Source organism: Roseomonas sp. BN140053 (assembly GCF_047690175.1).
Lineage (GTDB): Bacteria > Pseudomonadota > Alphaproteobacteria > Acetobacterales > Acetobacteraceae > Roseomonas.
Window position 1 is genome coordinate 1 of sequence record NZ_JBLLEB010000042.1, and the last position, 23,484, is coordinate 23,484.

Sequence of the window (23,484 nt, forward strand, 5' to 3'; positions counted from 1 at the left end):
ACCTGCCGCTTGAATGCGACACTGTGGGAACGGTGCCGTGCCATGACTTCCATCCTCCGGAAGCCCAGCCAGAGAGGTCAATCCATTTCGCCCAAGCCGTCCACCAGGAGGGGCGCACTCCAAACAGAGGGCAGTACCCGCCCTCATTTACCCATCCGATTTGTGCTCGATCGAAACGCGCTGGCGCGTAGCCTCGGCCTGCTCAAACGATTGCTTCTGGCTCGGACCAGTGAGGCAGGCCATGGCGTTCGGTCTTTTCGACGCAAGGAGACGATGACGTACAGCAGGTGGTCGGTCTGTACCCATCTGCTGAGGGCCGCGGGTCAAATTGCAGGTTTACGCTTGACGGCTGGCTTGCGTGACCATGCCTTGGCCAGCGTTGCGACAGCCTTGGCATGATCAGCAATATTGACTGTGCTGGGGTCGAACGGCCCGCCAGCCCATTCGATCATCTCGGCATGGTTCTCGTGCTGCGGATCGGCGACGGCCTCAAGGAACTCGGCATAGCCCCATGGGCCGCCAACATCCTCGGGCGGGCAGCGCCCCACGGCGTCGATCAGGAGCGGATATGTCAGGCTGGGTACGCCGTCCGTGATGCGCTCAATCTTGACTGCGTGGTCCCAACCGTCTCCGAAGTCGTAGAGGTATCGCAGGGTCTTCGCGCCGGTCTCCTCGACGACGTTCAGCAGGCGTGCCTTGCGGGCATCGAGGGGGCCTTCGCCCCAGTCCGGGTCGGGAATGCCCCAGCCCACATCGCGGGCCCGGATTTCGTAGAGATGGCTGTTGGTCCAGCCCATGGCGGCCTGGAGCACGAGGTGCAGGCGATCGAGCCGGATCGTCAGCGGCACTTCGACCCGGCGCAGGACCGTGGGCTTGACCTCGTCAAGGGTGATCTTGAGCCGGGCGATGCTGTTGCTGGTCATGCCGCCGCCTTTCGTCGCTCCATGGTTCGCACCCAGTTCCGGGGCAGCAGTTCATCCAGCCCGGTGGCCGTGGCCGAGGTTGTGGATCGGGACGCTCCGGGCGGGCAAGCCCTGGCGCGTTCCTGACCATCAACCGCTCGGCGGAGTGACCAATGACTGACAGCAGCGATACCGCCTCCGGTTTCACGAAGGGCCATGGCGATCAACCGCAGCCTGAAGGTATGAGATTGAGGTGGATGAACCCGGCGAGCTTGCTCGCACCCGCGCGGAGGAGAATGGCTATGGAGCCGAAGCGTGTTACCATGAGCGAGGTTTCCCTACGAGACGGCTTGCAGATCGAGCCGAGCTTCCTGCCGACGGATGCTAAGGTCGCGCTCGCCGGCGCCCTGGCCGACGCCGGGCTGAGCCGAATCGAGGTGACGGGGTTCGTTCATCCCAAGGTCATCCCGCAATTCACCGATGCCGAAGCCGTGCTCGCCGCCCTGCCGCGGCGCCCCGGGGTCCGCTACGCCGCCTTCGTGCCGAACGCACGCGGCGCCGAGCGCGCCGTGGCGGCCGGCGTGGATGACCTGAAATGCGGCATTGCGGTCAGTGACAGCTTCAACAGCCTCAATATCCGCATGAGCACGGAACAGGGCATGCGCGCGCTGGACGAGATCGCCCGCGTCGCGGCGGGCACGGCGAGCCGGATCGCCGGCGTGGTCGCCACGGCCTTCGGTTGCCCCTACGAGGGGCCGGTGGACCCGGCGCGGGTGGACCGGCTCTTCGCGCAGCTCCTCGAGCTCGGCGCACCCGTGATCTACCTCGCCGACACCACGGGCATGGCCAATCCCGCCGCGGTGCGTCGGCTGGTGGAGCACCTGCGCGGGCGTTGGCCGGGCGCGCGGATCGGGCTGCATCTGCACAACACCCGCGGGCTGGGGATCGCCAATGCCCTGGCCGGGCTGGAGGTGGGGGTCACCGATTTCGAGGCTTCCGTCGGCGGCCTGGGCGGCTGCCCCTTCGCGCCGCGGGCCGTGGGCAACGTGTGCACGGAGGACCTGGTGCACATGCTGCACGAGATGGGGATTGAGACCGGGCTGGACCTCGACGCCCTGCTCGCGGCGGCCGGGATGGCGCAGGAGATGGTGGGGCGCACGCTGCCGGGCATGGTGCTCAAGGCCGGCAAGGCGAGCGAGCGGCACGCCGTCGGAACAGCCGCAGTCAAGCTCGACTAGGGGCGGTTGCGGACCGCGCCCGCGGAGCGGCTGTTCGTATTCTTGCTGCCACGATGCCGGACAGGCGGCAGCGCGGCAGCGGGCGTAGGGCGGTGCCCGGGAGCGAGCGGGGACTATTCGGGCTGAATGCCGGCTGCGCGGATGATGTTGCCCCAGCGCGTGATCTCGCTATCCACCAGGGTGCGCACCGCCTCGGGCGTCACCTGTTCCGGCGGGAAGGGGCGGGTGCCCATGTCGGCCAGGCGCGCGACCACCTGCTCGTCGCGCAATCCCGCCTGCAGCGCGGTGACCAGCCGCGCGATCACCGGCTCCGGCGTGCCACGGGGCGCCTGCAGGGCGTGCCAGATCCCGAGATCGAAGCCCTGCACCCCGATCTCCGCGGTGCTGGGCGTGTCGGGCAGGATCGACAACCGCTCGCGGCCCACGGCGAAGATCGGCCGCACCCGGCCGGTCTCGACCAGCCCCACCGTGCCGCGCGTCGGGCTGTCGCAGAGCAGGTCCACCTGCCCGCTCACCACGTCGTTCATGGCCGGCGCCGTGCCGCGATAGCCGACCTCCGCGATCCGGGCGCCTGGCAGCCGGTCGAGCAGCAGCAGCCCGCAGAGATGTGAGGCGGAGCCCAGGCCGGCATTGGCCATGGAAAGGGGCGGGGTGCGCGTGCGCAGCAGCTCGATGAGCCCGCGCGGATCGTCAGCGCCGAGGTTCTGGCGGGCGAAAACTGCCAGGGGCAGCTCGGTGATGAGGCCGACCGGCGCGAAGGCGCCCCGCGGGTCGTAGGGGAGCTGGCGGTACAGGCTGGCCGTGGTAGCCAGGGCGATGTGGTGCAACAGCAGCGTGTAGCCGTCCGGCGCGGCCCGCGCCGCGGTGGCTATGCCGATCGTGCCTCCCGCCCCGGTGATGTTCTGGATCACGATGGGGCGGCCGAGGTCGCGCGACATCGCCTCCCCCAGCACGCGGGCCACGGCATCGGCCGGGCCGCCCGCGGCCAAGGGCAGCACCACGGTGATGGCGCGGTCGGGATAGGCGGCGCTGGCGGAACCGGGCTGCACCAGCAGCCACAGCGCGCCGAGGGCCATCAGCAAGCGTTTCATCCGTTTCCTCCTCCCGGAATGTCGGCTGGTCACTTCCGGGTTGCTTCCCGGTGATTTCGTTGTGCGCGACCTTTGGGCCACGTCGCTATTCGCGCCGGCGAACCGGCTGTTCCGCTTCCAGGGCCACGATCTCCGCCTCGGAGCAGCCTGCCTCCAGCAGCACCTCGCGCGTGTGCTCGCCCAGCCGCGGCGCGTGCCGGCGCAGGCTGCCGGGGGTGCCGCTGAGCTTGGCGGGCAGGCCGACCGTTTCCACCTCCCCCAAGGTGGGATGCGGCTGGCTGAGCCGCATGGCGCGGTGTCGGGCCTGCGGGCTGTCGATCGCTTCCGCCAAGGTGCAGATCGGGCTCGCCGGCACGCTGTAAGCGCGCAGCGCCGCCATCCACTCATCGCGCGGGCGGGTGGCGAAGACCGCGTCCAGCAGCGCGTCCAGGGCCGCGACGTTCGCGAGGCGGTCCCTGTTGGTGGCAAAGAGCGGATCGTCGGCGAGTTCCGGCCGACCGAGTGCGGTGCAGAAGGCGCGCCACATCCCCTGGTCGCTGGCGCCACTGCTGATCCAGCCGCCGTCGCCGGCGCGGAACGCGCGGTTGGGCACGAATTCCGGATGCGCCGAGCCGAGGCGGCGGGGCGGCTCGCCGGTGCCGAACAGCATGGGCAGGTAGATCAGCGTATGGGCGAAGAGGGCGACGTCGAACAGCGCGACGTCCACGTGCTGGCCGCGCCCGGTGGCGTCGCGCGCGCGCAGCGCCGCCGTCACCGCGAAGGCCGCCTGCTGGGCCGCGAGCACGTCCGGCACGGCCGGTACCAGCTTCACCGGTGCCCCTTCCGCCTCGCCGGTGGCGGCCATCATGCCCGACCAACCCTGCACGATCAGGTCGTAGGCCCCCTCGTCGCGCAGCGGCCCATCCTGGCCGTAGCCGGAGATGGAACAGGCCACCAGACGCGGGTGCCGATCGAGCAGTCCGGCGATCGACAGGTCCAGCCGGTCCATCACGCCGGGCCGGAAATTCTCGATCAGCACGTCCGCCCCGTCCAGCAGGCGATGCAGGGCGGCCTTGCCGGCCCGGCTCTTCAGGTCGAGCACCACCCCGCGCTTGTTGCGGTTCACCCCCATGAAGTAGAGGGATTCGCCCTCCCGGACGGGCGGCATGGAGCGGTAGCGGTCGCCCCCCGGCGGCTCCACCTTCACGACCTCGGCGCCGTAATCGCCCAGGATCATGGCGGCCAGGGGGGCGGCGCCGTACTGGCCCAGTTCCACCACGCGCACGCCGGCCAGCGGGCCGGGCCGGGCAGGATCACTCATCGCCGCGGCACCCGCGGGACTGGCCCAACGGTCGAGGTGCCGTGGCTGCGGGGATGGCCGACCATGCTGCTTCGCTCCCTCACCGTCCTCGGAATACCGGGCGGCGCTTCTCGTTGAAGGCGCGCACACCTTCGTGCCGATCCTCGGTGGGGATGGTACGTTCATAGGCCTGCACTTCCAAGAGCAGCCCGGTGGTGAGGTCGGTCTGCAGCCCCTGGTGCACGGCCTTCTTGATCTGTCGCACGGAGATGGGCGCGTTGGCGCTGATGCTGCGTGCCACCTCCAGCACGCGCGGCATCAGCTCCTCCGGCTCGCAGACCGCGTTGACCATGCCCCAGCGCTCCGCCTGCTCGGCAGTGAAGGGACGGCCGGTCAACAGCAGCTCCTTGGCGCGGCGCTCGCCGATCGCGCGCGGCAGGTTCTGCGTCCCGCCGGCGCCCGGCATGATGCCGCGCGTCACCTCCGGCAGCGCGAAGGTGGCGGTGCGCGAGGCGTAGAGGAAGTCGCAGCACAGGGCCAGCTCGCAGCCGCCGCCGAAGGCCGCGCCATTCACGGCGGCGATCACCGGCACGGCGCTGTTGAGGATGGCGTAGGCGCTTTCCTCCGCTATGGCGTGCTGCAGGCGCCAGTCCTCGTCGCTCATGCCCTGGCGCTCCTTCAGGTCGCCACCGGCGGAAAAGGCCTTGTCGCCCGTTCCCGTCAGCACGATGCAGCGCAGGTCACCGGGGGTGAAGGCGAGGGGGCCGAAGACGCGGCGAAGATCCTCCATGGTGGCAGTGTCGATGGCGTTGCGCGCTTCAGGGCGGTTGAAGCGCACGATCAGCAGCCCCGCCTCGGGCTCCTCCACCAGCAGTCGCCGCAGGCCTTCATAATTGCTCATGGTGCCACCTCCCTTGCTGCCCAACCTTCGGCGGAGTGACGTCACGGCGTCGCCCCACGCGAGCGGAGCTCACCCACTCTGTCCGTGAACGTGTACCGGGGCGGGGTGGCCGGGGTAAACAGGCGCGGGTTCGGGCAGCAACGTCATGGAGATGGCTGGAAGAGATGTGCTAGGGCGATTGGGCCGCGCGGAGCACCGCGTTCGGGGCTCGAAGGTGCGGCCAGGCACTGAGTCGACACGCCGGCACTGCGAGTCACGCCGCAAAGCCGCTCCGTCTCGCTGCGACGAAACGTCGAGAACCCTTCATCGTATGACGCGCTGCGTCCGGCCAATGCGGATCGGGCGTGAGGCACACAGGCAGATCATCGATGCTCAAGTGCTTGAGGGCTACGTGAGCTGCTGCCGATTTGGTGGACACCGAGGTTAGGGTGTTTCGCGGGATCGGAGGGTGCAAATGGGGTGGCGACAGTTCGGCCGGGAGTTCAAGCTGGAGGCAGTCCGGCCGGTCAGGGAACGCGGGGTTTCGGTGGCACAAGCCAGTCGAGACCTGGATGTAGGCGAGAACGTCCTGCGGCGATGGACCAATGAGCTCACCTCCGATCCTGACCAAGCGTTTCCCGGTCAGGGCCAGCTCAGGCCTGAGCAGCACGAGATCGACCGGCTGCGACGTGATGTCGCCAAGCTCAAAGCGGAGCGCGACATTCAAAAAAGCCGCGGCCTACTTCGCGAGGGAGTCGCAGTGAAGTTCGGCTTCGTCGCGAAGCATCGAGGGATCTGGCCGGTGCGGTGGCTCTGCGAGGCGCTCGGTGTTTCGCGCAGTGGGTTTCATGCCTGGCTCATCCGGTCGCCCAGTGCCCGGGCGCGCAGCGATGAAGTTCTCGGCCCGCAGATCAAGGCCAGCTTCGTCGGCAGCGACCGGACCTACGGCGCCCGACGGGTGTGGCACGACGTGCTGGCCGGGGGTGGGGCGTGCGGACTGCATCGCGTTGAGCGCTTGATGCGCGAGCAGGGCTTGCAGGCGCGGCCACGCCGCAGGGGCCTGCCCTCGGACAAGGGCACTCGGAGCGAGGCAGCCGACAACGTGCTGAACCGGCAGTTCGAGGCCACGGCGCCGAACCAGAAGTGGATCGCCGACTTCACCTATCTGTGGACGGCCGAGGGGTGGCTCTACGTGGCGGCCGTCATCGACCTGTTCTCCCGCCGTGTGGTCGGCTGGTCCATGAGCGCCACGATGGCGGCCCAGCTGGTGGCGGACGCGCTGATGATGGCGATCTGGCGTCGCGGCAAACCGGCAGCAGCTCACACATCGTGGGCTAAAGAGAGAGTGCCCCCGCTGCTCGCTCGAGATGACGTACTGTGCGGTCCAAAGCCGCAGTGATCTCTTCCTGATGGGCGGCTAGCCGTTCGCGAGGGCCGCCGACACCAATGGCGAGGGGGCGTTGGCCCGGCGCCTCAGGAACAAGCATGGAGATCATACCCCCACCACGATGGACAGTGCTGCGCACGAAGTCCGTATCGCTGGCAAACACGCTACCTGCCATCCGGCAGGCATCGACGCGCACTTGGAGGGCGTCCAGAGGGAACTCCACCTCTGAGATCTCGCTCAGGGCTACCGTGCGTCGGTACACCTTCTCAATGAGACGTGGAGGTAGGCGGGACAGCAGCATCCAGCCGGGTCCCGACTGCACCAGTGGGCGCTTGGTGCCCGGTGGGCTCCACAGCTGCACTGCCTGAGTTGACCGGCAGGCCTCCACGTACTCCGCATGCACGTCGTTGATGGTTGCGAGGACGACGAGCTCCCCAGTGGACTCCCGCAGTTCCTCCATGGCTTCCAGCACAGGCCCTCGCTCCCAGGACACTGTGGAAACCCAGCTCACTAGGTTCTGCAGCCGGACGGTCGGCATGTAGGTGCGGCTACTAGCTCCGAAGCTCAGGTATCCCTGCGAAGTCATGCTCTTCAGGAGCGCTGCGGTCGACGAGATTGGGTACCGCCCTTTCTCAGCTATATCGCTCAGACAGAGCGGCCGCCGTGCTTCGCGGAACTGCTCGAGGATCTCGAACACACGGGTGGCCGATTTGACTGCAGGCTCGCGCGACATCGATCCAGCTCCCAGATCTCTGGATTTCACATATGTGGAATCATCTTGCATCTGCAAGAAAACCTTGTTCTCCTTTCTCTGATGGTGTGATGCTCCGCCGAAAGGACGGGGCAAGACCCTGATCCGCCAAGCTCCCAAGAGTGGAGCAGGCAAAGGGAGGAAAACGACATGCGTCGCCGTGCGCGCAAAGCAGGCCCGCCCGTTGGTCTTCAATCAAGCGTACACTCAGCGCCGCTTCTCACCTCGGCACGGCAGCAGCGAGCAACTTACGTCTCAGCTTGCCATAGTGTGGTCCCGGTGCACTTGCCGCCTCGCCCAGGTTTCCAGATGTCGAGCTGCTCTGCCCCATCCACCGGGCCATGGGGTCAGGGAAACTGGCGCTTCGCCTCTCTCCGACCTGCCTCAGCCAGACCTGATCATCCGACGCTGCAAAGCCGGTAGCCGGCCGATCCCGTGGCGCTCACGAGACGCGACGCGGCAGTGACACGCGGCGCCCAGAGCATCAGCACGGCACGATAGGCCGGACGATGCGGCTCAACGGCGTCGAAGCGAGATCGGGAACGGCGAAGAACAATAGAAGGGCGAAGGGGGAGGGCATGGAAGTGGCCAGCGAGGAGCGATCGTCGCACCGCGTGGTGAAGCGCCGAACTGTTTTGATGGGAGGTGCCGCCGCAGCTTTTGCACGCGTCGTTACCGTGCGCGCAGAAGAGCGTTTCCCCTCGCGACCGATCCGCATCCTGATACCTTTTGCGCCGGGCGGCATTACCGATACCATGGCCCGGTTGCTGGCCGAGCGTCTGTCGGCGCGGCTGGCCAACGCCCCTGTGGTGGCGGAGAACAAGGCAGGCGCCACCGGCATCATCGCCATGCGCGAGGTCGCAGCCGCCCCGCCGGATGGCCACACCCTCATGGTCGCGGGCCTTTCCAGCGTGGTGCTCGTCCCCGCCGTCAACCCTGGCGCCAAGCTCGCGCCGTTGACCGACTTCACACCCCTGGCACTGGCCGCCGACTACCCCATCGTCATGGTGGTGAACCGCAAGCTGCCGGTGCATTCCGTCGAGGAGTTCGTTGCCTACGCGAAGAGCAAGCCCGGCGGGGTGAGCTACGGCTCCGTCGGCGTCGGCTCAATCCACCAACTGGTGTCGGAGTTGTTCTCGCAGCAGACCGGCATACAGATGATCCACGTTCCCTCGCGTGGTGGGCCAGCCTCCTTGATGTCGTTGCTGGCCGGCGACCTGGACGTGATGTTCGAAGTACTTCCCGTGACGATGCCCTATATCGAGAGTGGCGAGTTCCGGGCACTGGCCGTCCTCAGCCCCGAGCGCGTACCGCGCCTGCCAGCAGTGCCTACCATGGTAGAGCAGCGGCTAGGCGATGTCGTGCTGTCAAGTTGGATTGGGGTTTACGGCCCTGCCGGTATTCCACCCGCCTTGCGCGACCGGCTGAGTAACCTGCTCGTCGCGATCGTGCAGGAGCCCGAGACGGCTGCCCGGCTGCGCCAGATCGGCTTTGAGCCGCGGCCGCTCAACACGGCGGCATTCACTGACTTCCATCGTGAGCAGGCTGAACGCTGGGGCAGCTTCCTGGCCGAGCGCGGGATCCGCATGGAATGAGAGCCTCGCACCATGATCTGCCGAGGCGGCCCGACATCCTCATGACCCGGACCGGGACGGCGCGCCGGCAGACCAGTGACCTAGCGGCGCGAATTGGTGTCACCAACTCCGGCACCGTGCAGGCGCCCGACGAAAATCAGGCAGGGAACTGACGATGGACCTTCTGCTCTCCTTCGTCCTCAACGGCCTCGTTTACGGCGTGTTGCTGTTCCTGACCGCCGCCGGGCTGTCCATGATCGTCGGTCTGATGAACGTCGTCAGCCTGGTGCACGGCTCATTCTTCATGCTGGGGGCTTATGTCGGGCTGACCTTGTACAACGTCACCGGCAGCTTCTGGTGGGCCCTGCTGCTCGCCTGGATCCCGTCGGCAGTGGCTGGCGCCGCGATCGAGATCGCCTGCCTGCGGCCCCTCTACCGCCGCGGCCACCTGGACCAGGTGCTGCTGACCTTCGGCTTCACCTTCGTCTTCTCGGACCTCGTCCAGACCATTTGGGGGCGCGACAACCATGCACTGCCGCCTCCAGGGCTGTTTGAGAGCAGTGTCGAGGTGCTGGGCGGCCTGATCCCGAGCTATCGGCTCTTCATCATCGGCTTCGGCCTGCTACTCGCAGCAGCGCTCTGGGCGCTCCTGGACCGCAGCCGCCTCGGCGCCATGGTCCGCGCGGGCGTGGACGACAGCGCCACGGCCGAGGGGCTGGGCATCAACGTGTCGTTGCTGTTCACCAGCGTCTTCGCTATGGGCGCGGGAATGGCCGCCCTGGCGGGGGTGGTGGCGGGCCCGGTTCTCGGCCTTTCCCTGGGGATGGATGTCGGCATCCTGATCCCTGCCTTCATCGTGATCGTGATCGGCGGGATGGGCAGCCTGCGCGGTGCGCTGGTGGGTAGCCTGCTGGTCGGCCAAGCCGACACGCTGGGCCGCGTCTACCTGCCCGACCTGCAGCTCTTCCTGATCTACCTGCTGATGATTGCCGTGCTGCTGTGGCGGCCCCAGGGACTGTTCGGGCTGCGCAAGCCAGCCGGCGCGCCGGCCTGGGTGGACAAGCCGGCCGCGCCCGCACGCCGCCCACTCGGGCGGGGCGAGCGGCGGCTGCTGGGCGGCCTCGGCGCAGTGGCGCTGCTGGTGCTGCCTGCCCTCTTCGATAACTACGCGCTGGCCCTGTTCAGCGAGGTCTTCATCTTCTCCGTCTTCGCGCTCAGCCTGGACCTGCTGATCGGCTATACAGGCCTGATTTCCTTCGGCCACGCGACCTTCTTCGCACTGGGTGCCTACGCCGTCATCATCCTGAACCTCACCTTCGGGCTGGACCCGCTGCCGGGCGTGCTCGTCGGCGTCCTGGTCGCCACACTGGGGGCAGCGGTCATCGGCTACTTCTGCACCAAGGTCAGCGGCATCGCCTTCCTCATGCTGACCATGGCCTTCTCGCAATTGCTCTACTCCCTGGCCCTGCGCTGGCGCGAGGTGACGGGTGGGACCGATGGCATCGGCGGAATCCCCTCGCCGGAGATCCTGGGCTGGACCCTCTCCGGTGCCGTGCCGACCTACTACCTCACCGCGGCCACACTCGCGCTGGGCTTCTGGGTCATGCGGCGCATCGCCGGTTCGCCCCTCGGCCACGTGCTGGTCGGTATCCGCGAGAACGAGGCGCGGATGCGTGCCATCGGCTATCCCGTGACCGCCTTCAAGCTCGCCAGCTTCACGGTAGGCGGCGCGCTCGCCGGGCTCGCCGGCGGCATCTACGCCATCTTCAACGGCTTCATCTCCCCCGATGCGCTGACCTGGGGTGCCTCGGGCGACGTCATGATCATGGTGGTGCTGGGCGGCATGGGAACCAGCCTCGGCCCGATTGTCGGCACAGCGTTCTTCCTGCTGGCCAAGAACTTCGTCAGCTCCCATTCGGAGCACTGGATGCTGATCGTCGGCCTACTGTTTGTCGCCTGCGTCCTGTTCTTCCGCGACGGCATCTACGGCTCGCTCAGCCAGCTCTCGCCGATCCGCATGCCCTTCCGGCGCAAGGCGGTGTCATGACGCCGATCCTGCGCACCGAGCGCCTGCGGCGCTCCTTCGGATCACTGGTGGTGACCAATGACGTGGATCTTGCCCTGCAGCCCGGCGAGCGCCACGTCGTGATCGGCCCCAACGGCGCCGGCAAAACCAGCCTGGTCAACCAGCTCGGCGGGCAACTGGCACCATCCTCCGGCCGGATCTTCCTCAAGGGCCAGGACGTCACCGGCTCTCCACCTGAGCGCATCTGCGCCCTGGGACTGGCGCGCACATTCCAGAAGAACAACCTGTTTCGCAACCTCTCGGCGGTGGAGAACGTCCGCCTCGCCGTGCAGGCGCGGCACGGCCGTCCCTGGAACCCCTTCGCGCAGGTCCGTGACCTCGGGGCGCTGCGCCACCGGGCGGAGGAAGTGCTCGCCTCCGTCCATCTCACCCGTGACGTCCATTGCCCCGTGCACGCACTCTCCTACGGCGAGCAGCGGCAGCTGGAGATCGCCGTGGCGCTGGCGAGCGACCCGGACGTGCTCCTGCTGGACGAGCCGACATCCGGCATGTCGCCCGCCGAGACCCGTCGCATGATCGGCCTGATCGCCGACCTGCCGCGCAGCCTGACCCTGCTGATGATCGAGCACGACATGGAGGTGGTGTTCAGCATCGCCGACCGCATCACCGTGCTGCACTACGGCGAGGTACTGGCGACCGACACGCCGGAGGGGCTGCGGCGCAACCAGCGCGTCCACGACGTGTACCTGGGGCGGCACTGAACGCCATGCTGGAAGTCGAGAACCTCAACGCCTTCTACGGCGAGAGCCATGTGCTCCACGGGCTGTCCTTCTCCGTATCCCCGGGGGAGATCGTGTCCTTGCTGGGCCGGAACGGCGCGGGCAAGACCACGACGATGCTGGCGCTGATGGGCTATCTCCGGCCGCGCCCGGGCCGCATCGCCTACGGCGGCCGGGAAATCGGCGGGCTGCGGCCGCACGCCGTGGCGCGGCTGGGCTTCGGCTACGTACCGCAGGAGCGCGGCATCTTTCCGAGCCTGACGGTGCGTGAGAACCTGACGGTCGCCGTCCGGACCGAGCGGCGGCGCGCGGCCGAGCGGCGTTGGAATTTGCCAGCGGTCTACGCGCTCTTTCCCCGCCTGAGGGAGCGCGAGCGGAACCTCGGCTCGGAACTGTCGGGGGGCGAGCAGCAGATGCTCTCCATTGCCCGGGCGCTCATGCTCAACCCCAGCATCCTCCTGCTCGACGAGCCCTCGGAAGGCTTGGCGCCGATGATCGTGGAGGAGATCGTGAACGTCATCCGGGGGCTGCGTAGCGAAGGCCTGGCGATCCTGCTGGTCGAACAGAATCTCGGCGCCGCGCTGGCTCTGGCCGACCGCCACCACGTCATGAGCAAGGGGCAGATCCGCGCCACGGCAACGACTGCCGAGATCGAGCGCGACGACGCTATCCTGACGGCACATCTCAGCATTTGACGCCGCCCGCCAGCAAGATCGGCGCGGCAGGGAGGGAGGAGCGACCATGAACGGAAACAATGGTGGCGTGGGAACGAGTGGCACGTCCCGCCGCGGCGTGCTGCGGGCGAGCCTCGCCGGTGGGCTCGTGCTCGGCGCCGGCGTCAGGGCGCCGGCCGTGCTGGCACAGACGACCGCACCGGTCCGCGTCGGCATGCTGAACAGCTTCAGCAAGAGCGGCGCGGTGGTCGGGGTGGCCAACGTGAACGCCATGACCCTCTTCTTCGAGCAGATCGGCTGGCAGGCGGGCGGGCGCCGGATCGAGTTCGTTCGCGAGGACGACGATATGAACCCACAAGTCGGACTGCAGAAGCTGAAGAAGCTGGTGGAGAGCGACCGCGTGGATTTCGTTTGCGGTCCCCAGCTCAGCAACATCGCCATGGCGATGGTCGGCTACATGAAGCAGAGCCGGGCCTTCTGGTTGTGCTCCGGCGCGGGTGTCACCCAGCTGACCTGGGAGCGCATGCCCTACATGTTCCGCACGTCGTGCTCGGTATGGCAGCACAATGCGGAGTTCGGCGGCTGGTTCTACAAAAACGTCGCCAAGGAGGTGATCCTGACCGCCTCGGACTATACGGGTGGTCGGGACACCGTGGGCGAGTTCAAGCAGTCCTTCGTGCGCAACGGCGGCCGTGTCGTCCGGGAGATCTACCCGCCGCTCAACACCAACGACTTCAGCTCCTATCTCCTGGACCTGAAATCTTCCAACGTTCCAGCGAGCTTCAGCTTCTACAGCGGCACCGACGCGATCCGCTTCGTGAAGCAGTACGCCGAGTACGGGCTGCGCGAGCGGATCAAGCTTACCGGGTCCGGCTTCATGGTGGAGTCGGACACGCTGCCGGCCCAGGGGGCCGCCGCCCTGGGCGTCATCAGTTCCCTGCACTACGCCGATACGCTGGACAACCCGGAAAACCGGAAGTTCGTGGCCGACTACCGCGCCCGCTTCAACGAGTATCCCAACGTCACGGCGGAATACGGATACGTGACCGCGCAGGTGATCGCCAAGGCGCTGGAGGCCACCGGTGGCAACACGCAGGACAAGGACAAGCTCGCCGCGGCCGTCGCGGCCCTCAGCTTCAACGCGCCGCGCGGTCCTTTCCGCTTCGACCCTGTCACGCACAATCCGATCATGAACGTCTACATTCGCGAGGTTGCCGAGATCGAGGGGCGGCTCACCAACCGGGTGATCGCGACCATCGAGAATGTGCGCGATCCCGGCACGCGTCCGAGCTGAGATGCAGCAGGGTCGCGGGCGGATAGCCGCACCGCGACCACCCGGACCGGATAGTGGCATGGCAATGCCGCCGGTCCGCAACGCATGAGGAGGAAGGCGAATTGCAACAGGACGTGGTTCGAATCGGGGATGCCGAAATTCAGGTATCCGTCGGCGGGCAGGGTGAGCCGCTGCTTTTCCTGCACAGTGCGCAGGGCTTCTGGCCTGACCAACCCTTCGTCCGGATGCTCTGCGAGACGCGGCGGCTGATCGCGCCGTCGCATCCCGGCTTCGGCCGCTCCACCCTGCCGGATTGGATCGACAGGGTGGATGACATAGCACACATCTACCTCGAGCTGCTCGACCATTACGGCCTGCAGAAGTTGGACGTCGTGGGTTGCTCGATCGGTGGCTGGATCGCCGCCGAACTGGCCACCAAGGTGCCGGAGCGCTTTCGGCGCTTGGTGCTCGTCGGCCCTATCGGGGTGAAGACCGGCTCCCCCGACCAGCTGGACCTGCCCGATCTGTTCGCCTTGTCGCGCGAGGAAGTGGCCCAATTAATGTTTCACGATCCCGTCGCGAGCGCGCCCGACTACAGCGCGATGCCGGAGGAGGATCTCAGCATCGTGGTGCGCAACCAGGAAACGCTGACACTCCTAGGATGGGAGCCGTACATGCACAATCCGAAGCTGCGGCACCGGCTGCATCGCGTGAAGGTACCCACGCTACTCCTGCGCGGCGAGAGCGACGGGCTGGTTTCCGCGGATTACCTCGATCGCTACGCCCAACTGATCCCGGGCGCGCGGACCGATACCATCCCTGCGGCCGGCCACGCACCCCAGGTCGAGCAACCCCGCGCTTTCGTGGCGAGGGTGAACAACTTCCTGGCAGCCTGACAGCGCAGGCCGAACCGAAGAACGAATATCGGAAGGGAAATGCACCATGAAGGCCTGGCACTTCAGCGAGAACGCCTATCCTTACCTGCCGCCCGAGGACGAGTACGACAGTATCCGGGTCACGCTGCCGAACCGGCACTACGACCCGCACAAGGGGGCGGCCCTCTATGACCGCTACATCGACGAGTGGCTCGCGGCCGAGGACGAAGGCCTCGAGATCATGCTCAACGAGCACCACCAGACCGCGACCTGCGTGGACCCCGCTGCACCCCTGGTGCTGGCGGCGCTGGCGCGGCTGACCACCAAGGCGCGGCTTCTGATCCTGGGGAACCCCATCGCCAACCGCACCCAGCCCATCCGCGTCGCCGAGGAGATGGCGCTGGTCGACGTATTGTCGCACGGGCGGGTCGAGGTCGGCTTCGTGCGCGGCGTGCCCTACGAGGTGTCCGCCGGCAACAGCAACCCGGTCCGCATGAATGAGCGGCACGCCGAAGCGCTCGACCTCATCATCAAGGCGTGGACAACCCATGATGGACCCTTCAGTCACGAAGGTCGCTTCTTCCACCACCGGCAGGTGAACATCTGGCCGCGCCCGGTACAGCAACCGCATCCGCCCGTCTGGATCAGCACGACGAGCCCCGGCGGCGCCATGCGGGTCGGCTCTCGAGGTTTCATCCAAGCCACCTTCCTGACCGGCTACAAGGCCACTCGCGCCATCTTCGACAACTACCGGAAGGGCTGGCGGGAAGCTGGCATGGGTAGCGACGTGCCGGTGAACCGCTTGGCTTATGCCGCGCTGGTCTACACTGCGGACACGGAGGAGAAGGCGCGTGCCGGCGCCGAGAAGCTGCTGTGGTACATCCGGGCCAACAAGGTGCCGTCGCAGTTCTCCTATCCGCCGGGCTACGTTCCCAACGCGGCGCATGTCAGCATGCTCAAGGGTGGCTCTGGCGGTGATCCCCATGGTGGCCTGCGCAAGGTGGCCACCGTCGACAAGGCCATCGCCGACGGCATCATGTTCGCGGGCACCCCGGACCAGGTCTTCGATCAGGTGAGTCGCTTCCACCGTCACGTCGGTGGCTTCGGCCATCTGCTGAACATGGGCCAGGCCGGGTTCCTGGAGCATGACGAAACCGTGCACGGCATTCGCATGTTCGCGCGGCACGTCTACCCGCGGCTAAAGGCGGAGTTTCCGGATTCCCAGATCTCCGGGTTCCCAGCCGAGGCACTGCTCGCTGCTGGGTGACAACGGACAGTTCGGGCCGAAGACAGTCAGGTTGGTGGCCCGGGCTGATCGCGTCCGAGTGGCGTCACCGGGACGTGGCCCCTATCGGAGCCACGTAAGGCCCGGTGGTGCCGGACGAATCTCAGCGGCATCGGTTCGAAAGGCAAGGAGCGAGAGGAGAGCATGAGAAGCAGCTTCGCGGACATCAGCCGCTTCATTGAGGTGGATGCCATCACGACGCACTACCTCGATGTCGGATCCGGCCCGAATCTGGTTCTGCTGCATAGTGGCGAGTTCGGTGGCTGCGCGGAGTTGAGCTGGGAATTCGTCATCGATGACCTGTCCCGGCATTTCCGGGTCATCGCCCCGGATTGGCTGGGCTTCGGCCGCACCGACAAGGTGCATGACTTCGCGCAGGGAAGCGCCCGGCGTATCCGGCATATGCAGCGCTTCGTGGAAATCATGAAGATCGGTCCCGCGCATTATGCCGGCAACTCCATGGGGGGCACCGTTCTGGCGCAGGCTGTGGCCGCCGACCCGAGCAGCTTTCCGGCCCTGTCCCTGACGCTGATCTCGTCTGGCGGCTTCATGCCGGACAACGAGCACCGCCGCCGCCTCATGGAATACGACTGCACGCGGGACAGCATGCGCGCCGTTCTGCGGGCGATGTTCTACGATCCTCGGTGGGCGGCCGATGACGACTACGTGGACCGGCGTGTCGCGCTGAGTCTGATCCCTGGTGCTTGGGAATGCGCGGCCGCGAGCCGGTTCAAGAGCCCGGCCGCACAACCTCGTCCGGATTTCGGCAAAGCGGATACCACGCCATACGAAGCGATCAACGTGCCGACGCTGGTGATCGCAGGCGCCGAGGACCAGCTCAGGCTTCCCGGCTACGCACCGGAGTTGGCAGCCCGTATTCCTGAATCCCGGGTCCATGTACTCGACCACTGCGGACATTGTCCCAACATCGAGAAGCCCGGGTCCGTGGTGCCCTTGATGGTCGATTTCATCAAAGGCGTCGAAGCGGCGCGTGCTCCGACGGGCTAGGCTGACGAATAGCCGCGGGGCGAAGGCTAACCCTTTGGGCCGCCCGCTTTCAGGGGTGGTTCCGAGGCTGCGGCAATCACTCGCGCTGGGCCACCGGCCCTGCGAGGTGCAAGATCAACTCGGCTCGGCGCTTCTCACCCTCCCATGTCACAGTGATCAGGCAGGATGACCATGTCGCAGGACAAAGATGGGCTCAGCGCTGTGAACGAAGCACGGCAATTCTGGCCCGACGGTGCCGCGATCCGCTACCAGGCAGGTGTCGTCGCGGCTTCGGTGCCTGTGTACTACGAACGTTTCGGGCCAGCGCAGCGTGATATGTCACGTCCAACGGTGGTCATGCTGCATGGCGGCTCGCATTCGGGGAGCTGCTTTCAGGTCACTGCCGATGGCCGGCCAGGCTGGGCGATGACGTTCGTGCAACACAGTTATGACGTTGTCGTTCCGGACTGGCCCGGCTGTGGCCGCAGTGGGGCGGTGTCGCCCGACGCCTTGGACGCGGCGGTCGTGGTGGAGGGGCTCAGCGCCTTGCTCACGGCGCTGGACGGACCCCTCGTTCTCCTGGCCCATTCCATGGGCGGACCATATGCCTGGCGGCTCGCCGAGATCCATAGGGCGCGTGTGTCGGCGGTCGTGGGTGTTGCTCCCGGCCCACCTGGCAATATCCAGCCGGTTCCGGAGATCCTGTCCGAGTCGGATGAAGAGACGGAGATCGCCACGGCGCACCGCCGCTTCCGCCTTCCCAAGCACGGCTTCATGCCGAATGATCGCGCCTTCGTCGAAGACAAGCTGGTGGGGGAGAGTCGTTTCTTCCCGCGTGAGCATCTGGCAACCTACTCGGCATCCCTCCTGCACACGCCGGTAAGTCTCGTGCGGCAGCGCGTGAACCTGCATGGGTCCCAGGTCAGGGTCTTGGACCCACGGGCATTCGCGGGCATGCCGATCTTGGTTCTCACCGGCACGGCGGACCTGGAGCATCCACGCTGGACGGATGAGGCCGTGGCGAGGTGGTTCGGGCAGAACGGCGCCCGCGCCGAATTCATCTGGCTAGGCGACCGCGGCATCGAAGGGAACGGACACATGCTGATGCTCGAATCCAACAGCGACGCGATCGCCGGGATCATCCTGACGTGGCTCTCGCATGCAGCGCGGGCGCGATGACGGGCACGATGCGCGCGGCTTTCTACGACCGGAACGGCGAGCCGGGGGAGGTCATCACCATCGGTGAGGTGCCCATTCCGGAGCCGTCGGCTGGGGAGGTCCGCGTCCGTGTCCATGCGTCGGGCGTGAATCCTTCCGACGTCAAGCGGGTCACCGGATGGGCCGGAGGCAGGATGGAGCACCCGCGGATCGTTCCTCACAACGATGGCGCGGGCGTGGTCGACAGGATCGGGACGGGTGTGGAGCCCGCTCTCCTCGGGCAAAGGGTCTGGGTGTACGAAGCTGCGCGAGACGGGCGAGCCTTCGGCACAAGTGCCGAATACGTCGTGGTGCCGCGCGCGAACGTTGTTGCTCTCCCGGAGGGATGCGGCTTCGATCTGGGCGCCTGCCTCGGCGTGCCCGCCATGACGGCGCATCGTTGCGTCTTCGCGGACGGCTCGGTAGCCGGGCAGACGGTCCTGGTTGCCGGAGGGGCCGGGGCGGTCGGGCGCTTTGCGGTCCAGTTCGCAAAATGGGGTGGAGCGCGGGTGATCGCCACGGTCGGCTCCCCGGCCAAGGGTGAGATCGCGCGACAGGCTGGAGCGGACCACGTCGTCGAGTATCATCGGCCCAACCTCGCGAACTCCGTCATGGATGCGGCACGGGCTACTCCGAGCGGTGGCGTGGATCGTATCGTCGAGGTTGCGCCGGGCCCGAACTTCTCGGTGGACCTCGAGGTTCTCAAGACGAACGGCACGCTCGCCATCTACGCCTTCTCCGAGGACGCGGACGAAGAGCTGAGCTTCCCGATGCGGAAGCTCCTCGCCAAAGGTGCTGTATTGCGCTGGATCCTCGTCTACAGCATGCCGGAAGCAGCCAAGAGCCAAGCTGTCCGTGATATAACTCAGGCAGTGCGGGACGGTGCACTTACCAGCGGTGTCACGGTCTCCTATCCGTTGGCGAGCGTCGCTGAAGCTTACGCTGCTGTCGGCATCGGAGGTGCTGGGGGCCGGGTGTTGATCCAGCCGATATAAGAACGCCTAACAGAAGCGCCTGATCTGGCCGAGGCAGACGAGGGCACAGGCGAGTGTCGTGAAGGCGAGATGGATGTCGGCGCGGCGCTCGTATCGGATAGTCAGGCGGCGGTAGCGGGCCAGCCAAGCAAAGGTGCGTTCTACCACCCAGCGGTGTCGTCCGAGGCGGGTGCTGCTCTCGATCCCACGCCGGGCAATGCGCGGGGTGATGCCGCGGGCGCGGCACTCCCGGCGGCAGCGGCGGTGGTCGTAGGCCTTGTCGGCGTGGAGCTTGCCCGGCCTGCAGCGCGGACGGCCCCGGCGCCCGTCCCGGATGGGTGGGACGGCGTCGAGGGTTGCTGCCAGCATGCGGCTGTCGTGGCAGTTGGCCCCGCTGAGCGTCAGGCCAAGCGGCGTGCCGCGGGCATCCGTGACAAGGTGGCGTTTCGTACCCGGCTTGCCACGATCTGTCGAGTTCGGCCCGACTTCCGCGCCCCCCTTTTGGCGGCAACGCTGGCGCTGTCGAGCGCAGCCCTGCGCCAGTCGATCGCTCCTGCCGCTTGGAGGCGCTCCAGCAGCGCCCGGTGCAGGGCGGCCCAGACCCCGGCCTCGTGCCAGTCCCGTAGCCGTCGCCAGCAACTCACCCCCGACCCGCAGCCCATCTCGGCAGGCAGCATCTCCCAGGGCAGGCCGAACTTCAGCACGAACAAAATGCCCGTTAGCGCCGCCCGGTCCGACAGCCGCGGCCGACCGCCTTTCGGCTTGGGCCGCTCTCGCGGCAGCAGCGGCTCGATCGCCGCCCAGAGGTCGTCCGGAACCAAGGGCTTCGCCATGCCCCTCAGAACGCATCACACCAGGTTTCGTTAGACGCTCTTAGCCTTCAACCCCGCCGATGCACTTGAGGCTCGATACCGGGAGGCTAATGGACGAGACGGTACCTACTACCCGCCAGGAGCAAGCCACATCCCACAGTGGAAGGTAAGCGTTGCAATCCCCCTGGCTCACCTGATCGATCTCGGGCCAGTTATACAGTACTCATCGGGTCTGCGGTGATCTCCGTGGGGTGCACAGCCACCTGAGGCAGAAACCGCACAGCGAACGATGCCCCGCGAGACAGCCCGGCAACGCCGGGCCGCCCCCAAACCCGAGACGATCCGCGACGGCACCAACTTCTTCGCAAACCGTCAAAGGGCACGGCGGACGGCTACCATCCACCCCCGCTGCTGCTTGGAACGTTTTTTCCAGCGACAAACGCCGGCTGTTCATGGCGGACCTGCTTCGCTCTTCAGCACACAGTCAGCGCGCCTCTGACGGATTTCGAACCAAAATCGAGGAATTTTGCCGCAGGATGTAGTCATTAGGTGCAACACGTAGCTTCGAGTGTGGCTCTCCTTCCACATAAAGAAGCAGGATGAAAATTCGCAGCGTTCCTGCGGGTTTTTTCCGTCATTTGCTCGGGCATGAAGCAGATGCGCGTGAAGTACGCCGCTCTTCTCGCTGTGCAATTTATTTTCCAGGCCTTACCATCCGACGCGGCAAAGGTTGAGCGCTCGGACACAACCAACATGACCACTTCGCCGTCTCGCCTGTTCTCTCCGACCACAACTGGGCGCTTCGCACGCGCTGAAGCATTGCTGGACGGCTTCGAGCCCTCCTTTGAGTTCCAGCCCGTCGACCCCCTGCCAGAAAGGGAATTCGCTGACCGGCTTCGGCGCATCCGGCGGGAGGCCACGGTAGCAGGGCACGACGTAATGCTCGTGCACGCCGACAGCATCGGATGGTACCGCTCGTCCAATTCCTATCTGCGCTATCTCTGCGACTGGATGCGCGAGGGCGTGCTGGTGGTGCCTACGGATGACGACAGGCCGCTCACCCTCTTCTCCTTCTTCAGCAGCTCCGTGCTGCTGCCGCCGGCGGGGGAGCCGGTGCTGGTGGAGGAAATCTGGCAGGTCGGCACCTGGGGGCGCGAAACCTACAACCGCCCCGGCCGCGGCACCGACAAGGTGGTGCAAGCGGTGGCGCAGTTCCTCGGGCGCCAAGGCTTCACATCGGCGCAGGTCGGCCTCATTGGTGATACCACCTCGGCCCCCTACTGGGCAGGGCTGGCACGCGAGTTGCCAAAATGCCGCTTCGAGACGGCGGAGAATATCGTGGACCGCATGCAGCGTCGCCGCTCGCCGCGGGAACAGGCCCTGGTGCGCGCCGCGGCGCAGCTCGCCGATATCGGCATCCAGGCGGCCTACCACGTGATCCGGCCGGGCGTGACGGACCACGAGATCTATGCCGCCTTCACCTTTGCCCAGATGGCGCGGGGTGGGGAGTCCGGCGACGGCTACCAGATCGGCATCAACAGCACCGGCACGCATTGCGGCAAGCCCTACGGCCACGTCGTGCGCGGCGGCGACCTGATCAACCTCTACATCTCCGGCGTCACCTATCGCGGCTACAATGCCCAGATCGCGCGCATGATCGCCGTGGGCCGCGTCACGGAGAAGCAGGAGGAGGTGCTGCGCATGTGCACGGAGGGCGTGGAAGCCGCCGCTGCCGTGGCCCGGCCGGGCGCGCTGATCTCCGACGTCGCCAACGCGTCCTTCGAACCCTACATCCGGCGCGGCTATCTCACCTCGCACGACAGCCGCACCATGCCGTACAACTGGGAAGCCGCCGAGGATGGCGGGCCGCGGCTGGTGCCGCGCCGCCACGTGCCGGACCAGGACTGGGAAGCGCAGGGCCGGCGGCTGATGCATGTCTATCCCGCGACGCACGGGCCGCATAACCCCAACGTTGGCCACTCCGTCTCCATGCCGCGTTTCAGCAACTACAATATTGCTTCCAACAACCACGATCTGCTCGAAGAAGGCATGACCTTCGTGCTGCATTCGCAGTGGCTGGAACCGGAGGTGGCGGGCTGCAATCTCGGGAACTGCTACCTCGTGACGGAGGACGGACTCGAGAATCTCAGCTGCCACAGCCCGCTCGAAACGCACCGCGTCTCTGCCTGAGCCGCTCACCAACCCCCGAGAGGACCCCCCGATGGTGTTCCATCCCCTTCGTCGCCGTGCCCTCCTCCAGGCCGCCGCGGCCACCGGCCTCGCCGCCATGGCCGCGGGACGCGCCAACGCCCAGGGCAGCCGGGCGCCGGTCACGCTGGTGATCTCCAACTCGCAGTGGCTGGATGCACTGCGCGGTCGCAGCCTCTGGAACGCCCTGCTGGAGTACCGCAAGGTGGCGCCGCACGTGACGTTGGAACAGGAAGCCATTCCCTCGGCCGAGTACGACAACAAGCTGACCACGGAGTTCGGCGCCGGGCAGGCCCCGGATATCGCCATCATGCAGGAGGGGCTGTTCTACAACATCGCCGATGCCGGCTTCCTGACGGATCTCGGACCGGTCGCGGCGGGGGTGAGCAACCTCAACCGCACCAACGAGAACGGGCTGGTGAAGGGCAAGCGCCTCGGCATCGCCTGGCAGCGCGCCGTTTACGCATTGATCTACAACAAGCCGGTCCTGGATGCGGCCAACGCCAGGGTGCCCACCAGCGTGGAGGAGCTGATCACCTCCGCCCGGGCTGCCACGGCAGCCACCGGCGTCATCGGCTTCACGTCCCGCCACCAGATCGCCGACTTCGGCGGCTGGTTCATGGACTTCCAGAACTGGGCCTACGGCTACGGCGTGAACTGGGTGGACGGACGCGGCAAGGTCACGGTGGACACGCCCGAAGCGCTGGCGACGGTTCGCGCCTTCAAGCAGGCTTTCGATGCCCGCATCATGCCGATCGGCGACAGCATGCCGGTGCAGCGCACCCGCTTCAAGGAGAAGCGCGTCGCGTTCAGCATCGACAACAGCGGCGGCACGCTGAACATCGCTTCTGGCGGCGCTCTGGCCGCCACGGACCTTCACGCTGCACCGCTGCCCTTCGCCCATCCCGGCGCCCACCAGCAGATCTTCCTGGGTGTCAACGGAAGCAGCCCGCGCAAGGCCGCGGCGATGGAGTTCCTTTCCTGGCTGGTCAGCCCCACCGGGCAGCTGGCACTGCGCCAAGCCTCCGGACCCGACGCGCTGGCGACCGATGTTCCGGTCACGGAGGAATTCCGCACCGCCAATCCCTGGGCCGACGCCTTCGTGCAGCTCGCCGCGACCTCTCGCAGCACTCTGATCCCCGGCCACGAGGTCGAGACCGTACAGATCATGCGTCCTGTCATGGAAGCTATGGAGCGGGTGATGATCGCCGGGGTCGATCCCAAGGTCGCGCTGACGGAAGCGCAGCGCCGCGTCAACCGCCTGTTCTGAGCGGACCGGCGGCGAGGAAGGG

19 protein-coding genes and 1 pseudogene are annotated in these 23,484 nt (G+C 66.8%); 14 read left to right on the forward strand and 6 right to left on the reverse strand.

The window, feature by feature from the left end; all coding sequences use genetic code 11:
* Nucleotides 1-323: 323 nt before the first annotated feature.
* Nucleotides 324-923 (reverse strand): plasmid pRiA4b ORF-3 family protein, encoded by a 600-nt coding sequence (locus tag ACLIBK_RS22330; RefSeq protein ID WP_415389518.1) that lies wholly within the window; start codon nt 921-923, stop codon nt 324-326.
* Between the two features lie 281 nt (nt 924-1,204).
* Here ACLIBK_RS22330 and ACLIBK_RS22335 point away from each other — a divergent pair, with 281 nt between their 5' ends.
* Complete coding sequence (locus ACLIBK_RS22335; RefSeq protein WP_415389519.1) at nt 1,205-2,140, forward strand: hydroxymethylglutaryl-CoA lyase; 936 nt, start codon at nt 1,205-1,207, stop codon at nt 2,138-2,140.
* A gap of 113 nt (nt 2,141-2,253) precedes the next feature.
* Here the strand turns inward: ACLIBK_RS22335 and ACLIBK_RS22340 are convergent, their stop codons facing one another.
* The 3 genes from ACLIBK_RS22340 to ACLIBK_RS22350 form a co-directional block, all read right to left on the reverse strand.
* Entirely contained in the window at nt 2,254-3,231 is a 978-nt protein-coding gene (locus tag ACLIBK_RS22340) for a tripartite tricarboxylate transporter substrate-binding protein (protein WP_415389520.1), read from the reverse strand.
* 85 nt (nt 3,232-3,316) lie between these two features.
* Complete coding sequence (locus ACLIBK_RS22345; protein ID WP_415389521.1) at nt 3,317-4,531, reverse strand: CaiB/BaiF CoA transferase family protein; 1,215 nt, start codon at nt 4,529-4,531, stop codon at nt 3,317-3,319.
* Nucleotides 4,532-4,610: 79 nt separating this feature from the next.
* A complete protein-coding gene (locus ACLIBK_RS22350) occupies nt 4,611-5,411 on the reverse strand; it encodes an enoyl-CoA hydratase-related protein (protein WP_415389522.1) in 801 nt (266 codons plus the stop codon).
* Between the two features lie 454 nt (nt 5,412-5,865).
* Between ACLIBK_RS22350 and ACLIBK_RS22355 the strand changes: the two are divergent.
* Nucleotides 5,866-6,706, forward strand: a pseudogene (locus ACLIBK_RS22355) (IS3 family transposase); the annotation flags it as partial.
* Nucleotides 6,707-6,724: 18 nt separating this feature from the next.
* On the opposite strand, the gene ACLIBK_RS22360 reads toward ACLIBK_RS22355, so the two are convergent.
* Nucleotides 6,725-7,510 carry an IclR family transcriptional regulator gene (locus ACLIBK_RS22360; protein WP_415389523.1) on the reverse strand — a complete coding sequence of 262 codons (786 nt, stop codon included), beginning with the start codon at nt 7,508-7,510 and terminating at the stop codon, nt 6,725-6,727.
* 596 nt (nt 7,511-8,106) lie between these two features.
* Between ACLIBK_RS22360 and ACLIBK_RS22365 the strand changes: the two genes are divergently transcribed.
* From ACLIBK_RS22365 to ACLIBK_RS22410, 10 genes are all read left to right on the forward strand, one after another.
* Nucleotides 8,107-9,123: a Bug family tripartite tricarboxylate transporter substrate binding protein gene (locus ACLIBK_RS22365; protein ID WP_415389524.1), complete on the forward strand. Its 1,017-nt coding sequence runs from the start codon at nt 8,107-8,109 to the stop codon at nt 9,121-9,123.
* A gap of 154 nt (nt 9,124-9,277) precedes the next feature.
* Nucleotides 9,278-11,149: an ABC transporter permease gene (locus ACLIBK_RS22370; protein ID WP_415389525.1), complete on the forward strand. Its 1,872-nt coding sequence runs from the start codon at nt 9,278-9,280 to the stop codon at nt 11,147-11,149.
* Entirely contained in the window at nt 11,146-11,889 is a 744-nt protein-coding gene (locus tag ACLIBK_RS22375) for an ABC transporter ATP-binding protein (protein WP_415389526.1), read from the forward strand. The genes ACLIBK_RS22370 and ACLIBK_RS22375 overlap by 4 nt, the downstream gene beginning before the upstream one ends.
* Nucleotides 11,890-11,894: 5 nt before the next feature.
* Nucleotides 11,895-12,602 carry an ABC transporter ATP-binding protein gene (locus tag ACLIBK_RS22380; protein WP_415389527.1) on the forward strand — a complete coding sequence of 236 codons (708 nt, stop codon included), beginning with the start codon at nt 11,895-11,897 and terminating at the stop codon, nt 12,600-12,602.
* A 46-nt stretch (nt 12,603-12,648) separates the two neighbouring features.
* A complete protein-coding gene (locus ACLIBK_RS22385) occupies nt 12,649-13,875 on the forward strand; it encodes an ABC transporter substrate-binding protein (RefSeq protein WP_415389528.1) in 1,227 nt (408 codons plus the stop codon).
* A gap of 101 nt (nt 13,876-13,976) precedes the next feature.
* Entirely contained in the window at nt 13,977-14,750 is a 774-nt protein-coding gene (locus ACLIBK_RS22390) for an alpha/beta fold hydrolase (RefSeq protein ID WP_415389529.1), read from the forward strand.
* A 46-nt stretch (nt 14,751-14,796) separates the two neighbouring features.
* Nucleotides 14,797-15,996 (forward strand): LLM class flavin-dependent oxidoreductase, encoded by a 1,200-nt coding sequence (locus tag ACLIBK_RS22395; protein ID WP_415389530.1) that lies wholly within the window; start codon nt 14,797-14,799, stop codon nt 15,994-15,996.
* A 162-nt stretch (nt 15,997-16,158) separates the two neighbouring features.
* Entirely contained in the window at nt 16,159-17,022 is an 864-nt protein-coding gene (locus ACLIBK_RS22400) for an alpha/beta fold hydrolase (protein ID WP_415389531.1), read from the forward strand.
* 171 nt (nt 17,023-17,193) lie between these two features.
* Complete coding sequence (locus ACLIBK_RS22405) at nt 17,194-18,180, forward strand: alpha/beta fold hydrolase (protein WP_415389532.1); 987 nt, start codon at nt 17,194-17,196, stop codon at nt 18,178-18,180.
* Nucleotides 18,177-19,193 carry an NADPH:quinone reductase gene (locus ACLIBK_RS22410; RefSeq protein ID WP_415389533.1) on the forward strand — a complete coding sequence of 339 codons (1,017 nt, stop codon included), beginning with the start codon at nt 18,177-18,179 and terminating at the stop codon, nt 19,191-19,193. Before ACLIBK_RS22405 ends, ACLIBK_RS22410 begins: the two co-directional genes overlap by 4 nt.
* A gap of 6 nt (nt 19,194-19,199) precedes the next feature.
* Here the strand turns inward: ACLIBK_RS22410 and ACLIBK_RS22415 are convergent.
* A protein-coding gene (locus tag ACLIBK_RS22415) for an IS5 family transposase (protein ID WP_415389534.1) occupies nt 19,200-20,005 on the reverse strand; the annotation gives its coding sequence in 2 pieces (ribosomal slippage) (nt 19,200-19,669 and nt 19,669-20,005; 807 coding nt in all).
* 918 nt (nt 20,006-20,923) lie between these two features.
* Between ACLIBK_RS22415 and ACLIBK_RS22420 the strand changes: the two genes are divergently transcribed.
* Both ACLIBK_RS22420 and ACLIBK_RS22425 read left to right on the forward strand, forming a co-directional pair.
* Nucleotides 20,924-22,174, forward strand: coding sequence for a M24 family metallopeptidase (locus ACLIBK_RS22420; RefSeq protein ID WP_415389535.1), 1,251 nt, complete (start codon nt 20,924-20,926; stop codon nt 22,172-22,174).
* A 31-nt stretch (nt 22,175-22,205) separates the two neighbouring features.
* Entirely contained in the window at nt 22,206-23,462 is a 1,257-nt protein-coding gene (locus tag ACLIBK_RS22425) for an ABC transporter substrate-binding protein (RefSeq protein WP_415389536.1), read from the forward strand.
* Nucleotides 23,463-23,484 lie beyond the last annotated feature (22 nt).

What these genes read in the sequence shown, in the direction of transcription:
- ACLIBK_RS22330 (WP_415389518.1), bottom strand. Translation starts at nt 923, where the DNA reads ATGACCAGCAACAGCATCGCCCGGCTCAAGATCACCCTTGACGAGGTC.
- ACLIBK_RS22335 (WP_415389519.1), top strand. Translation starts at nt 1,205, where the DNA reads ATGGAGCCGAAGCGTGTTACCATGAGCGAGGTTTCCCTACGAGACGGC.
- ACLIBK_RS22340 (WP_415389520.1), bottom strand. Translation starts at nt 3,231, where the DNA reads ATGAAACGCTTGCTGATGGCCCTCGGCGCGCTGTGGCTGCTGGTGCAG.
- ACLIBK_RS22345 (WP_415389521.1), bottom strand. Translation starts at nt 4,531, where the DNA reads ATGAGTGATCCTGCCCGGCCCGGCCCGCTGGCCGGCGTGCGCGTGGTG.
- ACLIBK_RS22350 (WP_415389522.1), bottom strand. Translation starts at nt 5,411, where the DNA reads ATGAGCAATTATGAAGGCCTGCGGCGACTGCTGGTGGAGGAGCCCGAG.
- ACLIBK_RS22360 (WP_415389523.1), bottom strand. Translation starts at nt 7,510, where the DNA reads ATGTCGCGCGAGCCTGCAGTCAAATCGGCCACCCGTGTGTTCGAGATC.
- ACLIBK_RS22365 (WP_415389524.1), top strand. Translation starts at nt 8,107, where the DNA reads ATGGAAGTGGCCAGCGAGGAGCGATCGTCGCACCGCGTGGTGAAGCGC.
- ACLIBK_RS22370 (WP_415389525.1), top strand. Translation starts at nt 9,278, where the DNA reads ATGGACCTTCTGCTCTCCTTCGTCCTCAACGGCCTCGTTTACGGCGTG.
- ACLIBK_RS22375 (WP_415389526.1), top strand. Translation starts at nt 11,146, where the DNA reads ATGACGCCGATCCTGCGCACCGAGCGCCTGCGGCGCTCCTTCGGATCA.
- ACLIBK_RS22380 (WP_415389527.1), top strand. Translation starts at nt 11,895, where the DNA reads ATGCTGGAAGTCGAGAACCTCAACGCCTTCTACGGCGAGAGCCATGTG.
- ACLIBK_RS22385 (WP_415389528.1), top strand. Translation starts at nt 12,649, where the DNA reads ATGAACGGAAACAATGGTGGCGTGGGAACGAGTGGCACGTCCCGCCGC.
- ACLIBK_RS22395 (WP_415389530.1), top strand. Translation starts at nt 14,797, where the DNA reads ATGAAGGCCTGGCACTTCAGCGAGAACGCCTATCCTTACCTGCCGCCC.
- ACLIBK_RS22400 (WP_415389531.1), top strand. Translation starts at nt 16,159, where the DNA reads ATGAGAAGCAGCTTCGCGGACATCAGCCGCTTCATTGAGGTGGATGCC.
- ACLIBK_RS22405 (WP_415389532.1), top strand. Translation starts at nt 17,194, where the DNA reads ATGTCGCAGGACAAAGATGGGCTCAGCGCTGTGAACGAAGCACGGCAA.
- ACLIBK_RS22410 (WP_415389533.1), top strand. Translation starts at nt 18,177, where the DNA reads ATGACGGGCACGATGCGCGCGGCTTTCTACGACCGGAACGGCGAGCCG.
- ACLIBK_RS22420 (WP_415389535.1), top strand. Translation starts at nt 20,924, where the DNA reads ATGCTCGTGCACGCCGACAGCATCGGATGGTACCGCTCGTCCAATTCC.
- ACLIBK_RS22425 (WP_415389536.1), top strand. Translation starts at nt 22,206, where the DNA reads ATGGTGTTCCATCCCCTTCGTCGCCGTGCCCTCCTCCAGGCCGCCGCG.